Annotated in this window: 16 protein-coding genes; 9 read left to right on the top strand and 7 right to left on the bottom strand. The window is 74.5% G+C overall.

Annotation, left to right across the window (positions count from 1 at the left end):
• Nucleotides 1–127 precede the first annotated feature (127 nt).
• Nucleotides 128–1,132, bottom strand: coding sequence for a hypothetical protein (locus tag RM779_RS16750; RefSeq protein ID WP_311618497.1), 1,005 nt, complete (start codon nt 1,130–1,132; stop codon nt 128–130).
• Between the two features lie 87 nt (nt 1,133–1,219).
• Between RM779_RS16750 and RM779_RS16745 the strand changes: the two genes are divergently transcribed.
• Entirely contained in the window at nt 1,220–1,984 is a 765-nt protein-coding gene (locus RM779_RS16745) for a CDP-alcohol phosphatidyltransferase family protein (RefSeq protein ID WP_311618496.1), read from the top strand.
• Here the strand turns inward: RM779_RS16745 and RM779_RS16740 are convergent.
• The gene (locus RM779_RS16740; RefSeq protein ID WP_311618495.1) at nt 1,900–2,370 is read right to left on the bottom strand and encodes an adenylyltransferase/cytidyltransferase family protein; all 471 of its coding nucleotides are present in this window, start codon (nt 2,368–2,370) and stop codon (nt 1,900–1,902) included. The genes RM779_RS16745 and RM779_RS16740 overlap by 85 nt on opposite strands.
• 154 nt (nt 2,371–2,524) lie before the next feature.
• Here RM779_RS16740 and RM779_RS16735 point away from each other — a divergent pair, with 154 nt between their 5' ends.
• The 4 genes from RM779_RS16735 to RM779_RS16720 are packed head-to-tail and all read left to right on the top strand — an operon-like array spanning nt 2,525 to nt 7,870.
• Nucleotides 2,525–3,802: a glycosyltransferase family 4 protein gene (locus RM779_RS16735; protein WP_311618494.1), complete on the top strand. Its 1,278-nt coding sequence runs from the start codon at nt 2,525–2,527 to the stop codon at nt 3,800–3,802.
• On the top strand, nt 3,799–5,592 hold the full coding sequence (locus RM779_RS16730) for a lipopolysaccharide biosynthesis protein (protein WP_311618493.1): 1,794 nt from the start codon (nt 3,799–3,801) through the stop codon (nt 5,590–5,592). Before RM779_RS16735 ends, RM779_RS16730 begins: the two co-directional genes overlap by 4 nt.
• A complete protein-coding gene (locus RM779_RS16725; RefSeq protein ID WP_311618492.1) occupies nt 5,589–6,857 on the top strand; it encodes an MATE family efflux transporter in 1,269 nt (422 codons plus the stop codon). The genes RM779_RS16730 and RM779_RS16725 overlap by 4 nt, the downstream gene beginning before the upstream one ends.
• Nucleotides 6,854–7,870 carry a peptidyl-alpha-hydroxyglycine alpha-amidating lyase family protein gene (locus RM779_RS16720; RefSeq protein WP_311618491.1) on the top strand — a complete coding sequence of 339 codons (1,017 nt, stop codon included), beginning with the start codon at nt 6,854–6,856 and terminating at the stop codon, nt 7,868–7,870. The genes RM779_RS16725 and RM779_RS16720 overlap by 4 nt, the downstream gene beginning before the upstream one ends.
• Before the next feature lie 28 nt (nt 7,871–7,898).
• Here RM779_RS16720 and RM779_RS16715 read toward each other — a convergent pair whose 3' ends face one another.
• Complete coding sequence (locus RM779_RS16715) at nt 7,899–9,341, bottom strand: hypothetical protein (protein WP_311618490.1); 1,443 nt, start codon at nt 9,339–9,341, stop codon at nt 7,899–7,901.
• A 222-nt stretch (nt 9,342–9,563) separates the two neighbouring features.
• On the bottom strand, nt 9,564–10,052 hold the full coding sequence (locus RM779_RS16710) for a hypothetical protein (RefSeq protein WP_311618489.1): 489 nt from the start codon (nt 10,050–10,052) through the stop codon (nt 9,564–9,566).
• Nucleotides 10,053–10,127: 75 nt separating this feature from the next.
• On the opposite strand from RM779_RS16710, the gene RM779_RS16705 reads away from it, so the two are divergent.
• Genes RM779_RS16705 through RM779_RS16690 form a run of 4 tightly spaced genes read left to right on the top strand, consistent with a single transcriptional unit; the run spans nt 10,128 to nt 13,525 of the window.
• Nucleotides 10,128–10,898: an SDR family NAD(P)-dependent oxidoreductase gene (locus RM779_RS16705; protein ID WP_311618488.1), complete on the top strand. Its 771-nt coding sequence runs from the start codon at nt 10,128–10,130 to the stop codon at nt 10,896–10,898.
• Nucleotides 10,899–10,949: 51 nt separating this feature from the next.
• Nucleotides 10,950–11,813 carry an MOSC domain-containing protein gene (locus RM779_RS16700; RefSeq protein WP_311618576.1) on the top strand — a complete coding sequence of 288 codons (864 nt, stop codon included), beginning with the start codon at nt 10,950–10,952 and terminating at the stop codon, nt 11,811–11,813.
• 42 nt (nt 11,814–11,855) lie between these two features.
• On the top strand, nt 11,856–12,983 hold the full coding sequence (locus tag RM779_RS16695; protein ID WP_311618487.1) for a glycosyltransferase: 1,128 nt from the start codon (nt 11,856–11,858) through the stop codon (nt 12,981–12,983).
• Nucleotides 12,984–13,036: 53 nt separating this feature from the next.
• Nucleotides 13,037–13,525: a hypothetical protein gene (locus RM779_RS16690; RefSeq protein WP_311618486.1), complete on the top strand. Its 489-nt coding sequence runs from the start codon at nt 13,037–13,039 to the stop codon at nt 13,523–13,525.
• Nucleotides 13,526–13,552: 27 nt separating this feature from the next.
• Here the strand turns inward: RM779_RS16690 and RM779_RS16685 are convergent, their stop codons facing one another.
• From RM779_RS16685 to RM779_RS16675, 3 genes are read right to left on the bottom strand one after another with little or no spacing between them, the layout of a single operon-like run.
• Entirely contained in the window at nt 13,553–14,389 is an 837-nt protein-coding gene (locus tag RM779_RS16685; RefSeq protein ID WP_311618485.1) for a glycosyltransferase family 2 protein, read from the bottom strand.
• Nucleotides 14,386–14,862, bottom strand: a complete 477-nt coding sequence (locus tag RM779_RS16680) for a hypothetical protein (RefSeq protein WP_311618484.1) — start codon at nt 14,860–14,862, stop codon at nt 14,386–14,388. The genes RM779_RS16685 and RM779_RS16680 overlap by 4 nt, the downstream gene beginning before the upstream one ends.
• Entirely contained in the window at nt 14,859–17,624 is a 2,766-nt protein-coding gene (locus tag RM779_RS16675) for a LamG-like jellyroll fold domain-containing protein (RefSeq protein WP_311618483.1), read from the bottom strand. Before RM779_RS16675 ends, RM779_RS16680 begins: the two co-directional genes overlap by 4 nt.
• Nucleotides 17,625–17,687: the final 63 nt, after the last annotated feature.

Genomic DNA, 17,687 nt, shown 5'->3' with positions numbered 1-17,687 from the left:
GGCCACCGGGGACGCACGCATCCCCGGCAGGAGCGCCGAACGGCCGCGGCCGACGTACACATGTACGTCGGCCGCGGCCGTTCCTTGGCATCAGCGCGAGGCGGGCCCGGGAGCGGGCCCGCCGGCGTCACTCGCCGGTGGCGCTGATCACGCCCCGCGTGCGGTGGAACAGCTCGATCTGCCCGCCGTCGACCTCCGGGATCACCGCCGAGTGCATCGCGACCCACTCCAGGGTGACCGCCCGCTCGGCCTCGCCCTGCATCAGCGCCGCGACGAGCGGGTCCACGACCGGGGTCTCGCCCTCGGCCATCGTCTGCTTCTCGTGGTGCAGCGACGTGAACATCATCAGTGCGCCGCCGTCCGCGGTGCGCATCGCGACCGGCGCGTACTCCTCGCTCTCCGCGGCCTGGTCCTGGTACTCCGTGACGAAGGCCGGATTGCTGTTGGCCTCCTCGCGCTTCGCCAGCTCGTCCGAGGTGTACGGGCCACCGGCGAACGGGGCCTCGCCGCCCTGGAGGTAGTCCACGAACGAGGTGCCGAGCGCGCCCGGCTCCATCACCAGGCCGGAGCCCGGGTCGTCGGGGCCCTGGTCGGCGGGGTCGACGACCGGCAGGTCGTCGAGGTAGCCGTCCTCGTCCTCGGCCAGCTCCGGGCCGCCCTCGGGAGGCAGCACGCTGAGGTACGAGACGTTCCACTCCTCGTCGATGCTGTTGCGCATGAACACCAGCAGCCAGCGGTTGTCCGGCGTCTGGCTCGGCTGGACGTCGGCGACGAAGAACTTGGGCCAGCCCGCCTGCTGCGGAATGTGGAACTGCGGGTCGGACAGCTCCAGCGGCGTGAACGCCTCCGGGCCGCCCGGGGTGACCGACCGCTGCGCGGCCAGCTGCGCGTGCCGGATCGCACCGAGCGGACCGGTCTCCACCGTGTCGTTCAGCTCGGGGTCGAGGCCGCCCATCGCCTCGTTGCTGGTCTCGATGTACCGGTCGAGGGCGCTCTGCGCCTCCTCCTCCGAGGCCGCAGGCACCACGGCGGTCTCGCCGTGCACCGTCATGCAGCCCGACAGGGACGTGACCATCGCCAGGGCCGCGGCCAGCCCCGCCGTGGCCGTCGTCAGTCGTGCTCGCACCCGCATCGTGGGCCCTCCCCGTTGTCCTGCTCGCTTCGGCCCCCGCATCGTATCCATGCCCCGGCGCGCTCCGCGCATGGGATGATGCCTCGCATGGCCGGGACCGGGGGGACCATGACGTACGGCGCGGCGCTGCGGCGGCTGCGGGGCGCGCAGAAGACCGCCAAGGGGGTGTCGCTGTACTCCCGTTACGTCAACCGCCCGGTCGGCCGCCTGCTGGCCGCCGCCGCGTACCGGGCCGGGCTCGGCCCCAACCAGGTCACCGCGCTCAGCGCCCTGACCAGCGGCGCCGCCATCGCGGCCGTGGCGCTGGCCGCCCCCTCGGCGTGGCTGGCGCTCGCCGTCTGGGCCGGTCTCTTCCTCGGTTTCGCGCTGGATTCCGCGGACGGCCAACTCGCCCGGCTGCGCGGGGAGTCCAATCCGGCGGGGGAGTGGCTCGACCACGCCGTGGACTGCGCCAAGATCACCGCGCTGCACGCCGCGGTGCTGATCTCGTTCCACCGCTTCTTCGCGCTGCCGGGGGAGGGCTGGCTGCTGGTGCCGCTGGTCTTCCAGCTCGCCGCCGTGCTGATCTTCTTCGGCGGGCTGCTCACCGACAAGCTCAAACACGCCCACCCCGCGCCCGCCGCCCCCGCCGCGGCGCCCGCGGCGCCGCCCTCCCGGCGGCGGGCGCTCGCGCTGCTGCCCGCCGACTACGGCGTGCTGTGCGCGCTGTTCCTGCTGCTGGGCGACGAACGGGCCTTCCGCACCGGCTACGCGGTGCTGTGCGCGGTCTACGTGCTGTTCTGCGCGGCGTTCTCCGTGAAGTGGTTCCGCGAGCTGTCGGCGCTCAAGGTGTCCAGCACGCCCCGCAGTTGAGTGCTGGATGTGTGCACCGTGTACGGGAAGTACACGATGTCCACGCCGACCGCGGCGAAGTCGCGCTCCAGCCGGTCGCCCTTGGCGGTGCCGCGCCAGTCGTCGCCCTTGAACAGCACGTCGAACCGCACCTGCTGCCAGGTCTCCACCTTGTCGGGCACCGTCTCCACGAACGCCGCGTCCACGTACCGGATGCTGCGTACGATCTCCAGCCGCTCCACCAGCGGTATCACCGGAGCCCTGCCCTTGGCGAGGAGCGCCATCTCGTCCGAGACCACCCCCGCGACCAGATAGTCGCAGCGGCTCCGCGCGTGCCGGAGAATATTGAGGTGCCCCACATGGAAGAGGTCGTAGACCCCCGGTGCATAGCCCACTCGCTGCGGCATTCGCCCGAACCCCCCACCGGTTCCCATGACTTCACGTACTCTTCACGTTGGCCGTCCCCAAGACCATAGCGTCACACCGCGCGCATTTCTGCGACTACGCTGGATACTTACCCCCGTCATGGGGAGGCACTGCCGGGGGGAGAGGGGTCTGACAGTGGGCGAACGGCTGCTGCTCGTGTCCACCAACTACGCGCCCGAGCAGGCCGGTATCGGCCCGTACGCCACGCAACTCGCCGAGCACCTCAGCTCCGGGCGCGGCGCGGAGGTCCACGTGCTCGCCGGTGTGCCGCACTACCCCGCCTGGCGCGTCGATCCGGCGTACCGGCGGACGTGGCGGAGCACGGAGCGGCTCTCCGGCGTGTGCGTCCACCGCCGCAGGCACACCGTTCCGCCGCGGCAGACCGCCGCGCGGCGCGCGCTGTACGAGGCGTCGATCCTCGCCCACGGCCTGCTCGCGCCGCCGCGCACCGGGCCCCTGGACGCCGTGCTCGCGCAGGTGCCCAGCCTCGCCGGCGGGCTGCTCGCCGCCCGTATCGCGCGCCGGCACCGCGCCCCCTACGTGCCCATCGTGCAGGACCTGATGGGCGCGGCCGCCGCGCAGAGCGGCATCGCGGGCGGCGGCCGGGCCGCCCGGGCCGCCGCGGCGGCCGAGCGGCGCATGCTGGCGGACGCCACCCTCGTCGGCGTCATCCACGACAGTTTCCGCGCCCGCTTACGGGCCCTCGGCGTGCCGGACGACCGCATCCGCCTCGTGCCCAACTGGTCGCACGTTCCGGAGCCTTCGGCCCCCCGCGCGCGGACGCGGCGGCGGCTCGGCTGGCCACAGGACACCACCGTCCTGCTGCACACCGGGAACATGGGCCTCAAACAGGGCCTCGACGTGCTGATCGACACGGCCAGGCAGGCGCCCGACCTGCGCGTGGTGCTCATGGGCGAGGGCAGCCAGCGCCCGCGGCTCGCCGAGCTGGCGGCCCACGTGCCGAACGTGGAACTGCTGCCGCCCGCCGCCGCCGAGGACTTCCCCGACGTGCTCGCCGCCGCCGACGTGCTCGCCGTCACGCAGCGGGCCGCCGTCCTCGACATGAGCGTGCCCTCCAAGCTGACCTCCTACTTCCGCGCCGGGCGCCCCGTCGTCGCCTCCGTCGCCGAGGGCGGCGGCACCGCCGCCGAGATCCGCAGCTCCGGCGCGGGGCTGCTGGTCCCGCCGGAGGACCCGGCCGCCCTGGCCGCGGCCGTCCGGCGCCTGGCCGCCGACCCGGCCGCCGCCGACGCGGCCGGCGCCCGCGGCGCCGCGTACGCCGCGGAGCACCTGTCGCGCGCCGCGGGGCTGCGGCGCATCACCGCAACTCTGGACGAGGCGCTGGCCCTCGGCCGGCGGCCGCGGGCCGCGCGGTCCGCCGGGCCGGCCGGCGAGGGGGAGAGGCCCGCATGAGCGCACCGCGCGAGGACGCCCGCGGCGGCACCACGGCCCCGGGCGGCGCCCACCCCTACGACGAACCCGACCTGCTGCGCGACCAGTTCAGGCAGCTGCTGCGCTACCGGCTGCTGATCATCTGCGGCATCGTGCTCGGCCTCGCGGGCGGCGGCTGGCTCGGCCTGACGGCCAACGAGACGTACATCGCCACCAGCGAGGTCACCGTCAGGATGCCGACCGCCGACCCGTTCACCACCGGCTCCGTGGACCGGGTCGCGATGGGTTCGGAACGCCGCACCGCCGTCAGCGACCTCATCGCCCGGCGCGCCGCCCGCGAGCTTGGCATGGCGCCCGGGTCCGCGCCGAGCCTCGGGCGCGGCCTGTCCGTGACCAACCCGCCCAACACCGAGGTGCTGCGCTTCGCCTACTCGGCCGGTGACCCGCGGGTGGCCGCCGAGCGGGCCAACGCGTTCGTCACCGCCTACCTCGGCAACCGGCAGGCCGACGCGGAGGAGACCATCGCGCACAACGTGGCCTCCCTCGAAGCCCAGCGCGAGCCGCTGCTGGAGCGGCGCGAAGAGCTGGAGGGCGAGCTGGACGCCCTGGCCGAGGGCAGCGGCACCTACGACAGCGCGGTCGCCGACCTGACGTCCATCAGCGGGCAGGTCTCCGAGATCAACGCGCAGGTCTCCAGCCTGCGCGCCCTCGACACCAGCGGCGGCCGGGTCATCACCGAGGCCGGTGTCCCCGGCAGCCCCTCGGGCCCCGGACTGCCGCTGCTGCTCGGCCTCGGCTACATCGTCGGCATCGGCCTCGGGCTGCTGGCCGCCTGGGTGCGGCTGGTGTTCGACCCCACCGTCCGCTCGTCAGGCGACGTCACCCGCGCGCTGCGCGCCCCCGTGCTCGGCGTCCTGCCCCGCACCGGCCGCGACCACCCCGACCAGCTGCTGGCCGAGGGGCGGCTCGGCGAGGAGTACCGGTCGGTGGCGTTCCGGCTCGCCTACGACGAGTCGTTCGCGCAGCGCCGCAGGCTGCTGGTCGTCGCGCCGCGCGGCAGCATAGAGGCGCCGCTGGCCACCTCGGTCAACCTGAGCGCCGCCTTCGCCGAGATGGGCATGGACCCGCTGCTGGTCGAGGCCGACCTGCGCACCCCGACCCTCACCGACCAGCTGCGGCACGCCGACGGCGTGCGCCCCGGCTGGGCCGGGGCGGCCGGCGGCGCGGACGGCGGCTGGCCCGCGGGCGTGCGCGTCCCCATAGACGCGGGGGAGTCCGGCATCTTCGACCTGGTGCCAGGCCGCCGGGTGCGCAACGTGCCGCGCGCGCTGACCTCGCAGGCCGCGACCCGGCTCATCGGCCACGCCGACGCCAAGGGCGCCGTCGTCGTGGTGCTCGCCCCCGCGGTCCTCTCCTACGCCGACGCCATCGCGCTCGTCGACCGTGTGGACGGCGTCCTGGTCGTCTGCGACCCCAGCCAGGTGCGCCGCGACGACCTGGCCCGCGTCAGGGAACTGGTCGTCGGCGCGGGCGGGTTGCTGCTCGGCGCGGTGCTGCACTCGTGGGGCAGCGGCCAGGAGCCCGCCCGCGGCGACGTGCCGCCCGCGGGCGGCACCGTGCCGCACGACGGGCCCGCCGGGGCCGCGGGCGACAAGCACCGGGCCCGCACCACGAGTGACCGGGTGCGCGAGCGGGAACGGGACCGGCGGGCGCGGGCCCTGCCGCCCGAGCAGCGCGACGTGGGCTCGGAAACCCTCGGCCTGCGCGTTCTCGATCCCAGCGACATGGAAGACGGTTCCTCCCGGCAGTGAGCAGACCCACCTCGGCCGCCGCGGCCTCCATAGCCGACCAGGGCGTGGCGGCGCTGACCAACATCGCCGTCGTCGTGTGCGCCGCGCGGCAGTCCACCGCGGAGGACTTCGCGGCGTTCGCCATCGTCTACACCGTCTTCACCCTGCTGCTCGGCCTCGGCAGCGCCTACGTCGGCCAGGCGCTCACCCTGCGCCACGGCACCGACGCCGAACTGCACGCGCACTGCCGGGACTCCGCCGCCTTCACCCTGGCCGCCTCGGCCGCGCTCGGCGCCGCGCTGGCCGCCGCCACGTTCGCCCTGCCGGGCGGCACCGCCGCCGGGCTCGCGGCGCTGGGCGCGGTGCTGCCGGTGGTCCTCACCCAGGACGCCCTGCGCTACGCCTTCGCGGTGCTTGGCCGCCCGCACCTGGCCCTGGCGTCCGACCTGCTGCGCTGCGCCGTCGTCGTGCCGCTGCTCGCCGCGCAGCCGCACGGCACGGGCCCCGGCCGCATGGTGCTGGTGTGGGGGGCCGCGGCGCTGCCCGCGCTCGCGCTCGCCGCGCTGTCGCTGGCCCGGCTGACCCGCGGCAGCCGCGGGCCGCGGCCGTTCGCCCTGCTGGAACGGCGCCATCTCGGGCGGCGCTTCGCCGTGGAGTTCGGCGTCGGCAACGCGGCCTCGCAGACCGCCGTCGTCGGCCTCGGCCTGTTCGCCAACGCCCTGGCCGTCGGCGCACTCCGCGGCGCCACCACCCTGTTCGGCCCGATGAACGTCCTCTACAACGCGGCCACCGGCTTCGGGCCGCCGCTGCTGCGCCGCTACCCCGGCGCGCACGCCCAGGCCCGCGCCGCGGCGAGCGCCGGCGGCGCGCTCGCGGCCCTCGCGGCCGTTCTCGCCCTCGCCCTGACCCTGCTGCCGGACGGCGCCGGGCGGGCGCTGCTCGGCGACACCTGGCGGGCCGCGGCCGACCTGCTCCCGGCCACCGGCAGCCAGTACGCGGCGATGGCGCTCGGCACCTGCGGGCTGCTGATGCTGCGGGTGCTCAGCCCGCGCGCGACGCTGCCCATTCAGATCGTGTTCTCCGCGCTGTCCGTATGCTGCCTGCTCGCCGGGTACGCGCTCGGCGGCATCACCGGCGCCGCCTGGGGTCTGGCCCTGGGCTCCGCGGCCAAGGCGGCCGCGGTCTGGCTGCGCATCGCGCTCGAACTGCGCACGGTGGTCCGGCAGCAGCAGCAGCCGGGCCACGGCCAGGGCACCGGCCCCGCACCCCCAGGGAGGAACGGATGACCGTGGGACCCGCAAGCGGCGAGACCGTGTACGAGCCGGTGCCCTACTGGGCGAAGATCCCGCACGGCCTGTGGCTGAAGGAGGCCACCTCCGTCGCCGTGGACTCCGCGGACCGCGTCTACGTCTTCAACCGCGGCAACATGCCCGTCCTGGTCTTCGACCGGGACGGCAACCTCGTCGACATGTGGGGCAACGAGACCCCGTTCGCCGGGACCGAGGAGTTCGAGGACCCCTACGGCAACATGATGCCGCGCTGGCGCGGCTGCCGGTTCCGGCGCGCCCACGCCATCACGGCCGACCACGAGGACCACCTGTGGCTGGTGGACGACATCGGCAACACCGTCACCAAGACCGACCGGCACGGCACCACACTGCTGACGTTGGGCACCGGCCGGCCGAGCGCGTTCCAGAGCGGCGAGCCGTTCAACCGGCCGACGGACGTGGCGGTTTCGCCGAAGACCGGCGACATCTTCATCACCGACGGCTACCGCAACTCGCGGGTCCACCGCTACGACGCGCAGGGCAACCACCTGGCCTCGTGGGGGAGTCCTGGCAGCGGGCCCGGGCAGTTCAGCCTGCCGCACAACGTGGCGATGCTCGGCGACGAGGCGGTGATCGTCTGCGACCGTGAGAACCACCGCGTCCAGGTCTTCTCCGTGGACGGCGAGTTCCTCACCACCTGGCACTCCCACAAGGCCGTCGCCGTATGCGCGGGCCGCGGCGCGGACACCCACCTGTACGTCGCGGAGCAGGGCCCGCCGCCGGTCCAGCACGGCGTGCCGGGCCTCGGGCACAAGATACGGATCTTCGACCGCGGCGGCCGGGAGGTCACCGCGATCGGCGCGGACCTGCCGGGCGAGGAGCCGGACCGCTTCAACTGGCTGCACAGTGTGGCCGTGGACTCCGAGGGCAGCGTGTACGCCGCGGAGGTCTCCTACGTGGAGGTCGGCAGCAAACTGACCCCGCCCCGCGAACTGGTCAGCCTCCGCAAATGGCGCCGCACACGCGGCTGATGCGGCTGACGCGGCGGCGCCCGGCGCGTCAGTGCAGTTGGGCGCGCCGGTTGTCGCGGAGTGTGGTCACCAGCAGGAGGCACAGCACCGCGATGCCGATGCGGCCGGACGCCTGGAGCAGTGAGCCGCGCAGCAGGATGAAGCTGTAGCCGGCCAGCACCGGCACCACCACCGCCAGTACGTTCCCCGGGGAGGGGTCGTCCAGCGTGCGCACCACGTACCTGCGGTCGGTGCGCGCCGCGAGATAGCCGACGCCGAGGAACCCGGCCGTCATGCCGAGCGGCCCGAAGTCCAGCCACAGCTCGGCCCACAGCGGGGAGGACAGGTTGGCGCTGTTCGTGCCCATCCAGCCGCCGACCAGGAAACCCGTGTCCTGCGGCTTGCCCTCCCACATGCTGCGCGGCACGAAGAACAGCGCGGCGCCCGCCACTTGCTGCCCGTAGGTGTGGCCGTTGCCGTCGGCGGCGAACGTGAGGGTGTTGGCGAACATGTTGACCTGGTCGTAGTCCTTGACGACCAGCGGTTCGAGCAGGGCGTCGGTCTCCACCGGCCGGTGCCCGTTCTCGTCGTAGCGGAACCGGTCGGTGAACGGGAAGACCAGCAGCGCGATCACCACCCCGAGCGCCAGCGCCGCCCGGTACATCACGGGACTGCGCGGGAAAACGGTGAACAGCAGCGCGAACAGCACCGTCAGGAACCAGTAACGCGGGTTGGAGATCGGGTTGTTGACGATGGTGTTGATCACCAGGAGACCGGCCCACGGCACCAGCACACCCGGGCGCCGGCGAGCCGAGCGCGACGTCACCAGCCAGCGGGTGAGGAACAGCAGCGCCAGCATCGCCGGTACCGTCCCGAAGCCGCGCAGCAGCGCGTTGCCCGCCTCGCCCCCGGCTTCGCCCGCCTGCGCGCCCGTCGCCTCGTTCAGCGTGGTGCTGATCTCCTGGCGGCTGGTGAAGAACACGGCCGGGCCGCCGAGCCGCACGATGAGCAGTGCGCTCGCCACGTACGCCAGGGCCACCAGCAGGTAGAGCCGCTGCCGGTGCACCGTCGCCGCCGGGCGGCGCCTGCGGACCACGGACGGCCGGTGCCGCGCCAGCAGCGCGCCCACGTCGAACGCGGCCATGCCGCACAGCACGAGCACCGTCGCGGTCTCCGTGTCACCGCGCGCCCCCAGCACGGGCGTCGGGTCGCGGCCGAGCACGCTCTGCGCGAGCGGCGCGATGCCCATCGCCAGATAGCTGAACAGCCAGAACGCACCCTGGATCAGCCGCCGCCGCCCGGACAGCACCATCGCGCACAGCCGGACGCCCGCATAGCAGGCCACGACGAGCTGGAGCCAGAAGGTCGTGTCCCGCAGCCCCTCCCCTGGCTGCGCGGCCACCGCGAGCGGCAGCATGCCCACGATGCCGCCGATCAGCGGCACGGACAACGGCCGGGACAGCACGGCCCTCCCGGGCACCTCAACCGTCACCCGCCCAGTCTAGAGCCCGTTCCGGCTGCCGTCCGGTCCTCTCTTCCGAGTGACGGCGGCGGCGTGGCATGGCGAAGGAGAGAGTTTCGAAGTTCCCTTCAAATCGAGGTGACCGGCGGCGGGCGCGTCTGGTACCTCCAGGACACGGCTCACAGCACCTGCTGGGTCACCTTCGCCGGTACGGGGCACCCCCGTGCCACGGACCGCCGCTGAGCCGGAAACCTAGGCGGGGGTGGTGGGAGCGTCCTGGCCGTCGTGGGTGGGGGACAGGGCGTGGTGCAGGGCTGCTGGGTGGCCGGTGCCGATCACGTAGCGTTTGCCGTTCTTCAGCTCGATCTCCACCGCGTCGCTGCCGCGCATCACCAGGCCGAGCGCGCCGTCGGTGGTGGGGCGCAGGCCGAGGCCGTGCAGGTCGCGGGCGCCGATCTGCCGGGGGCGGGAGCCGGCGATGTCCGAACGGCGGATCGTCTTGCGCCACACGGGGAAGAGGGACAGCCGGACGGACCTGGTGTCGACGGTGACCCGGCTGTGGAAGGCCAGTATCAGGGCGGGCACCGCGCCGAGGCAGACCGCGATCATCACCCGCGCCACCACGTCGTCCGTGCGCGGCCACAGGAACGGGACGCCGGCCACGCAGGCGGCGAGGAAGAGGGACTGGAGCGCGTCGAGCGCCCGCGGCAGGCGTCTGCGTTCGTCGAACAGGGACGTCATCCGGGGAACCTCCTGTCGTGCACGAGCCCGTGCGCCGTATCGTCCAGGGTACGAAGAGAGAAGGGGACGGCGGCGATGGACGCGACGGCGGGCCGGGGCAGGGGAGTGCTGGTGACCGGCGCCTCACGGGGCATCGGGCGGGCCGTCGCGGGCGCCTTCGCACAAGCGGGTGACCGGGTCGCCGTGCACTGGGCGACGCGGCGCGCCGACGCGGCGGAGACGCTGGCCGGCCTGCCGGGCGGCGGGCATGTGCTGGTCCGCGGCGACCTCGCCGACCCCGACCGGGTCGAGGCCCTCGTCGAGGAGGCCGCCGACGGGCTCGGCGGGATCGACGTGCTGGTCAACAACGCCGCGGTGATGACGCCGCATCCGTTGCCGACGACCGGGTACGCCGCATGGCAGGCCGCGTGGCGCGAGACCGCCGCGGTGAACCTGTTCGGCGCGGCGAACGTCAGCTACTGCGCGGCCCGCCACATGATCGGGCGCGGCGCCGCGGGGCGCATCGTCAACGTCGGCTCGCGGGGCGCGTTCCGCGGCGAGCCGGACCATCCGGCGTACGGCGCGACGAAGGCGGCGCTGCACGCGCTCGGCCAGTCGCTCGCGGTCTCGCTGGCGCCGCACGGGATCGCCGTCACGTCCGTGGCACCCGGGTTCGTCGCCACCGAACGCGTCGAGGACCGGTTGTCCGGGCCGGGCGGGGCGGACATCCACGCGCAGAGCCCGTTCGGCCGGGTCGCTTCCGCCGAGGAGATCGCCGCCGCTGTCCTGTACCTCGCCTCCCCGGCGGCCGGCTGGTCATCCGGCGCCGTCCTCGACGTCAACGGCGCCTCATACCTCAGGACTTGACGGCGCTCCTTACCGACTTACCGACTTACCGACACGGAACGGCCGGTGATCATGACTCAGGTGGCGGATGCCGCGACGGCCGGGCACGCCGCGGGCGCGGCCCGCGTCACGGCGCTGTGGACCTATCCCGTCAAGGGCTGCGCGGGCATGCCGCTGACGGCGGCCCGCGTGGGCCCGGCCGGGCTCCCGCACGACCGGGTCTTCATGGTGACCGACGCCGCGGGAACGTTCCGCAGCCAGCGCGCCGATCCGCTGCTCGCCGCCATACGCCCCGTCGTGGACGCCGCGGGCGAGGTGCTGACGCTGCACGGCGGCGAGGGGCCGGTCGAGGTGCCGGTGGACCTGGACGGCGAGCCGCGGCCGGTCCGCCTGTTCGGCCGCCCGTTCCGCGGCATCGACCAGGGCGAGGCGGTCGCGGCGTGGCTGACCGCCGTGCTCGGCTCGCCGAGCCGCCTCGTCCACGTGCCGCGCGACCACGGCCGGGTCACCGACGGCGAGACGCCGGGCACCTCCGGGTACGCGGACAGCAGCGCCGTCCACCTGACGACCGAGTCGTCCCTGGCCGACCTGAACGCGCGCATCGCCGCCGCGGGCCGCGCCCCGGTGCCCATGACGCGCTTCCGGCCCAACATCGTGGTCGACGACCTCGGCGGGCCGTACGGGGAGGACGCCGCCCGCCGCGTCGCGGCCGGTGCGGCCCGGCTGGCCTACGCCAAGCCCGCGGTGCGCTGCGCCGTCACGCTCGTCGACCAGCGTGACGGCGCGCGCGCAGGGCCCGAGCCGCTGCGCACCCTGGCCGGCTACCGCCGCACCGGGGAGGGCGGGGTGACGTTCGGCGTGAAGTTCTCCGTGCCGGACGGCGGCGCGCTGGCCGTCGGCGATGCGCTGCTCGTCACGGCCAGGGCCGAGCCCTGACCGTGGGAGAATCGCGGCCTCACCGGGCCGAGGGGGGTTGCCGTGAAGGTGCTGCACGTGGTGACGCTGCATACGCCGACGCACGCGTTCGGAGGGCCGACGCGGGTCGCGCTCAGCCAGGTCCGCGGGCTGCGGCGGCGCGGGCAGCGGGCCGTTCTGCTGGCGCTCGGGGACGAGTTCGGCCCCGGGCCGCTGCCGCGGGAGGTGGAGGGCGTGCCGGTCCGGCTGTTCCGGGCCCGGCACGTGCTGCCGCGCTTCGAGGTCAGCGGCATCACCTCGCCGCGGATGCTGGCGCGGGCCTGGGGCCTCGTCAGGTCGGCCGACCTCGTTCACGTACACCTGATGCGGGATCTGGTCACGCTGCCGTTCGCGCTGCTGGCCGCGCAGGCGGGCACGCCGCTGGTGCTCCAGACGCACGGCATGGTGGACCCGACGGACAAGCCGGTGGCCCGGCTGGTCGACGCGCTCGGCGTACGGCGGGTGCTGCGGCGGGCCGACGCGGTGCTGTACCTGACGGAGCGCGAGCGGCGCGAGACGGCCGAGGTGGTCGCGCCGGAGCCGATCGGCCCGCAGTACCGGCTGGTGAACGGGGTGGCGCCGCAGGCGGAACGGCGGCGCACCGCGGGCCCGCCGACCGTGCTGTACCTGGCGCGGGTGCAGGCGGGCAAGCGCCCGGAGGACTTCGTGGCCGCCATGCCTGCCGTGCTGGCGCGCCACCCCGATGCGCGGTTCGTGCTGGCCGGGCCCGACACGGGGGCGCTCGCGGCCACGCTGGCGCACGCCGAGCGGCTGGGCGTGCGGCACGCGCTGGACTCCGTCGGCCCGGTGGACGGGCGCGCGCAGGTGATGGCGCGGCTGCGCGCGGCGGACGTGTTCGTGCTGCCGTCGGTGCAGGACGCGTTCTCGGTGTCCGTGCTTGAGGCGATGTCCGTGGGCACGCCCGTCGTCGTCACGGCGACGACCGGGCTGGCCGCCGATGTCGAACGGGCGGGCGCCGGGCGGGTCGTGCCGGACGGGGCGGCCATCGGGCCCGCGGTGCTCGACCTGCTGGGACCCGCGGCGAACGAGGCGGCGTCGATCGCGGCGTTCGCCCTGGTCAGGGAGAGCTTCACGATCGACCGCGTGCTGGACGCCCTCCAGGACGTGTACGCCCGGGTCACCCCGCGCTGACCGCCGCCGCGGCGGCCCGGCCGCTGCGCGCGGAACCGGCGCATACTGCTGTGATGACCGACGAGTCCGCCGACCGCCTGCGTGCCGCCGGGCGCGCGCTGGGGCTGCGGCGTTTCATGGGAACGATGCCGTTCGACGTGGAGGCGTGGCTGCGCCAGGACCTGCCGTCCGACCTGCCGGAGCCCGAACGGGAGGACGGCGGCTGCGTCTACCACTTCGCGGTGCGCGATCACTACGGCGGGGGAACGTACTTCGAGCTGCGGTGCGGCGCCCGGGGGAGCCCGTACCTGTCCGTCGGCGGCGGCGGGACCCACCCCGCGGACCCGGCCGGGTGGCGCGCGGCGGTCGGCGAACTCAACCGGATCGCGGGCGGTTCCCTGCTGCCGCCGAGGAAGCACATCTGGCTGTACGGCTCCGAGGACCCGGCCGGCGAAGACGGCGACGATGACGAGTACGAGGCCGCGGTGGAGCGGGTCGCGCGGCTGACCGGCGTGGCCCGGTCCCCGGCCCGCCGCCGGTGGTGGCCGCGCAGCGGGGACTGAGACGCGGCAGCCCGGCGCACCGGCCCCTCAGCCGGGTGGGCCGCCCCTGGCCTCCCGCGCCTTCAGGGCGATCTGCCAGCGGTAGAAGCTCATCGCCAGCGCGTAGTCGAGACCGGCCCGCCCGTCGAGGAAGCCGCGCCGGTACACATACGCGTAGGCGAACGACAGCAGCGGCTTGAACGGGGCCCGGTGGAAGACCTGCCCCTGCCGCGTCTTCGCGGTGCGGATCTCCTCGCGCACGTCCGGGTGCGCCTCCAGCCACGCCTCCCAGTCCGAGTAGCGGTTGTGCCGCTCGAACCAGGTCCGCACCGGATCGAGGTCCATGTGCTCGATCGGCGTGCGCAGCCGGTGCACCGGGTCGGCCAGCGGCTGGTAGTGGCCCTCCTGCTCGCCCATGCCCGGCGCGGCCAGGTCGCCGGGCTCGGGGAACCTGGCGCGGGTGCGGTCGAGCAGCGCCCGCTTCACGATGGTGTGCCCGTGCCGCAGCCGCCGCCCGCCGAACCAGTAGCCCAGCGGGATGTCGAACGCGGCCGGGCGCACCGGGCGGCCGTCGAGGAAGATGCGGCGCAGCTCCGTCAGCAGTTCGGGGCTCGGCGTCTCGTCGCCGTCGAGGAACAGCAGCCACGGGATGTCGGTGCGCACGTGGTCCAGGCACCATTGTTTCTTCTTCGGGTAGCGGCCGTTCCACGTGTACGGCACGACCTGCGCGCCCTCGGCCTCGGCGAGGGCGCGCGTGTCGTCGGTGCTGTCCGAGTCGACCACGACCACCGCGCGGAAGTGGCCGGCGACCGACCGCACGGTGCCCGCGATGTTGGCGGCCTCGTTCTTCGTGGGGATGGCCACCACGATGGGCAATACGGTCACTCTTCTCCTCCGGCTGCCCCGCCGGCCGCCTCGGCCAGCAGGTCCGCGTACTCGGGGCACAGGTGCTCGATGGCGGCCTCCGCGTCGGGCAGTTCCCCGCTGCGCAGGGCTTCGGCGGCGGCCTCGGGGTCGTGGCGGTCCAGGTAGCCGATGCGGTCGCAGGTCTCCGTGCCCAGCTCCAGGATGGCCGCCGGGTCCACGCCCCGCGGCACCCGTTCGGTCAGGTACTCCTGTTGTTCCTCGGTGAACTCGCCGCCGGACGGGGTCAGTTCCTCCGGCGGCACCATCTCGTCCGGCAGCCCGTCGCCGGGCGGCGCCGGGTCGGCGTCCTCCGCCAGCCCTCCGGAGCCCACCGCGGTCTGCGACGGCTCCGTCGAAGGGCCGCCGTCCTCCTCCCCGCCACCGCCACCCCCGCAGGCCGTGAGCGCGAGCGCGAGGAGGGCCGCCGCCGCGGCCGGCGCGCGGCCCCTCACGGCGCCCCGAACGTCAGCAGCAGCTGCGGCCGGTAGGCACTTGTCGTGGCCTCGCGCGCCCACAGCCACAGGCTGTCCGTGCCCTCGCCGGTCAGGGCCACGTCGAACGTGCCGCCCAGCGCCTCGCCGACCGCCCCAGTGTCCAGCGGCACGGTGTGGACGCCGCCGAGGGTGTCGGGGGAACTGAGCGTGCCGAGCACCGTGGCGCGGTCCACCGCGGGGCGGGTGGCGTAGGTGGTGTCCGTCTCCGACCAGCTGCCGGTGACGGGCACCACCGCGAAGTCGTCGGCGGAGCCCGCCGCGGCGTCGCCGCTGACCCGTACCCGCAGCGCGGCGGCCTTCAGTACCTGCCCGGGCGGCGCCTGCGGGACCTCGAACGCCAGGTAGCTCTCGTAGGCCGCGCTGCCGCGTACCGCGAGCTGCTGGTGCGTGCCGTAACCAGCGTTCTGCGCAGCCGCGTTGACGTAGGTGTCGGCGGCCGACGCCACCTGGGTGACGGTGTCCACGGGCACGGAGGCCGCCTCGTGGTGCGCCTCGACGCGCCCGGCGGACAGCTGCGCCGGGTAGACGGCCGTCTCGTCGAGCTGCCCGGCGAACCAGTCGCTCGACGGGCGGCCCGGCCAGCCCTGGAGGCTGTCGCCCCCGGTACGCCAGTACCCGGTGACGCTGCGCGCCGAGGTGGTCAGCGGGCTGCTCGCGACCTGCTCGCCGTCGACGTACAGCCGCATCCCGTTCGCCCCGACCGAGGCGGCGACGTGGTGCCACTCGCCGTCGTTCCAGGCGTCCCCGCTGGTGATCGTGCGGTGGGTGTTGGTATAGACGCCGAACGTCAGCCGGCCGTCGTCGCGCATGTACAGGTTGTGGTCGCGGGACGAGCTGGGCTGGAGGATGCGGTTGCCCATCCCGATCAGCTTCCCGCCGCGGGTGGTCGTCGTCCTGAACCAGGTCTCCAGCGTGTACCGGGTCAGCCCCGCGTAGGTGCGGTCGCTGTAGGTGTAGCTGTCCGTGCCGTCGTACCCGATGCCGGCGGCGTCGGTGCCCGGCACGGCGGGCGGCGTCACCCCGCGCTCGGGGCCGCCGCGGTGCACCCCGTTGCCGTTGTTGCCGGAGGCGTCGGAGGCGAAGTTGTGGGCCGGCTCGTCGTACGGCCAGTACAGCAGCGGGTCGTCGGCCAGCACCTCGTCGGTGTACGCCCGCCCGTCGCCGACCGCGGTGACGGTGACGGGGGCGGACAGCGGGCTGGTGTTGCCCGCGCCGTCGGTGGCGGTGACGCGGTAGCTGTGCGTCTCGCCCGCCGCCGCTTCGGGATCGGTCCAGCTCAGCTGCGGGCGGCGCCACGGCACGGACTCGCCCGTCGTGGTGTGCACCGGCGTGCTGCCGCCGTCGCGGTAGACGCGGTAGGTCAGCAGGTGGTCGTCCAGGTCCAGGCTGGAGCGCCACGTCACCTCGATCCGCCCGCCGCCGTGGCTCGCGGCGTGCGTCTCCGGGGTGGACGGGTCGCCGGTGTCGGGCGCGGTGGCGAACCGGGTCAGGCCCCACTGCGCCACCCCGTTGACGGTCGTGAAGCCGCCGCCGACCCACATGAAGTCCCGGTCGTCCGACGGGTGTCCGGTGGCCGCGGCCATCACCCGCGGGCCGAGCTGCTCGCCGAGGCCGTCGTTGGTGTTGGGGAACCAGCCCAGCAGCTTCGGGTCGTGCACCGACTGGGCGAACAGGTGGTAGCGCTCCTGGTTGGGGAACTCGCCCATGCTGGAGCAGTCGTGCGCGTGGTGCCCGCTGTACAGCACCTCCTGGTGCACGGCCACGGCCTGCGTGGCGCCCAGGCAGGTGTCGCGCCACCGCTGGTCGAAGGTGCCGAAGTCGAGCGCGATGCGGCCGTCGAAGCCGCCGGTGCCCTCGTTCGCCGTGTAGAAGCCGGTCGCGTCGGTGGCCAGCGCCTGCACGGTGGAGCTGTCCTCGATGAAGCCAAGCCCGTAGGTGCGGGTGTTGGCGCCGGTGCCGGCGTCGACGACGGCCAGGGCGTGGGAACTCGCGCCGTTCACCTCGAAGAAGTTGCCGCCGAGGATCACGTCCTCGCCGTCGGGTGTCAGCGCGATGGCCTTGCCGATCTCGTCGGCGTCCGCCCGCCAGCCCTGCACCGCGCCCGCCGTGTCGACCGCGCCGAAGCGCCCCCGCGGCTGGCCGCTGAGCTGGGTGAAGTCGCCACCCAGGTACACGCGGTCGTCGGTGGCCGCGATGGCCCGCACGATGCCGTTGGCCGCGGTGGGGAACGGCTTGCGGGCGCATGTCGGCAGGTCGAACGCGGCCAGGCTGCTGGCGCCGGAACCGTTCACCGAGCCGAAGGTGCCGCCCGCGTACAGCGTTTGCCCGTCGGGCGAGACGGCCAGCGCCCGGATCGTCGCGGTGCCGGAGCCGACGGTGAACGACAGGTCGCAGTCCACCGGCTCGCCGGTGGCGGCGTCCAGCGCCACGAAGTTGGCCGCGGGTCGCTCCTGCGTGCCGGGCGCGGCGCCCGGCGGACGCACCGTGGAGAAGGTGCCGCCGGCGAACACCACGCCGTTCGCCTCGGCGAGGGCGTGCACGATGCCGTTGGTCTGCCAGGTCGGCAGCTCCTCCGCGGTCATGGTCACCGGCGGTGTCAGTGCCCGCGCGGGCGGCGCGAGGGTGCCGCCCGTTCCGGCCAGCAGGCCGCCGGTCAGGGCGAGAACCGCTCCGACTCCCGTGGCGCGTACGCGCGTTGAACTTCCCGTCGTGGTGCTCATCGCCTCACCGTTCCCCATTCCTCGGCGCACTTATGGACTGCCGGGACCGGCGTCTGGTTGTGC

This window comes from Streptomyces johnsoniae (genome assembly GCF_031845565.1).
In the GTDB taxonomy this organism is placed as follows: domain Bacteria; phylum Actinomycetota; class Actinomycetes; order Streptomycetales; family Streptomycetaceae; genus Streptomyces; species Streptomyces johnsoniae.
Note: the sequence above shows the minus strand (reverse complement) of the source record. Positions and strands in the feature narration are given on the sequence as shown.

Coding starts and splice junctions, on each gene's coding strand:
- RM779_RS16750 (WP_311618497.1), bottom strand. CDS start 1,132: ATGCGGGTGCGAGCACGACTGACGACGGCCACGGCGGGGCTGGCCGCG.
- RM779_RS16745 (WP_311618496.1), top strand. CDS start 1,220: ATGGCCGGGACCGGGGGGACCATGACGTACGGCGCGGCGCTGCGGCGG.
- RM779_RS16740 (WP_311618495.1), bottom strand. CDS start 2,370: ATGCCGCAGCGAGTGGGCTATGCACCGGGGGTCTACGACCTCTTCCAT.
- RM779_RS16730 (WP_311618493.1), top strand. CDS start 3,799: ATGAGCGCACCGCGCGAGGACGCCCGCGGCGGCACCACGGCCCCGGGC.
- RM779_RS16720 (WP_311618491.1), top strand. CDS start 6,854: ATGACCGTGGGACCCGCAAGCGGCGAGACCGTGTACGAGCCGGTGCCC.
- RM779_RS16710 (WP_311618489.1), bottom strand. CDS start 10,052: ATGACGTCCCTGTTCGACGAACGCAGACGCCTGCCGCGGGCGCTCGAC.
- RM779_RS16705 (WP_311618488.1), top strand. CDS start 10,128: ATGGACGCGACGGCGGGCCGGGGCAGGGGAGTGCTGGTGACCGGCGCC.
- RM779_RS16700 (WP_311618576.1), top strand. CDS start 10,950: ATGACTCAGGTGGCGGATGCCGCGACGGCCGGGCACGCCGCGGGCGCG.
- RM779_RS16690 (WP_311618486.1), top strand. CDS start 13,037: ATGACCGACGAGTCCGCCGACCGCCTGCGTGCCGCCGGGCGCGCGCTG.
- RM779_RS16675 (WP_311618483.1), bottom strand. CDS start 17,624: ATGAGCACCACGACGGGAAGTTCAACGCGCGTACGCGCCACGGGAGTC.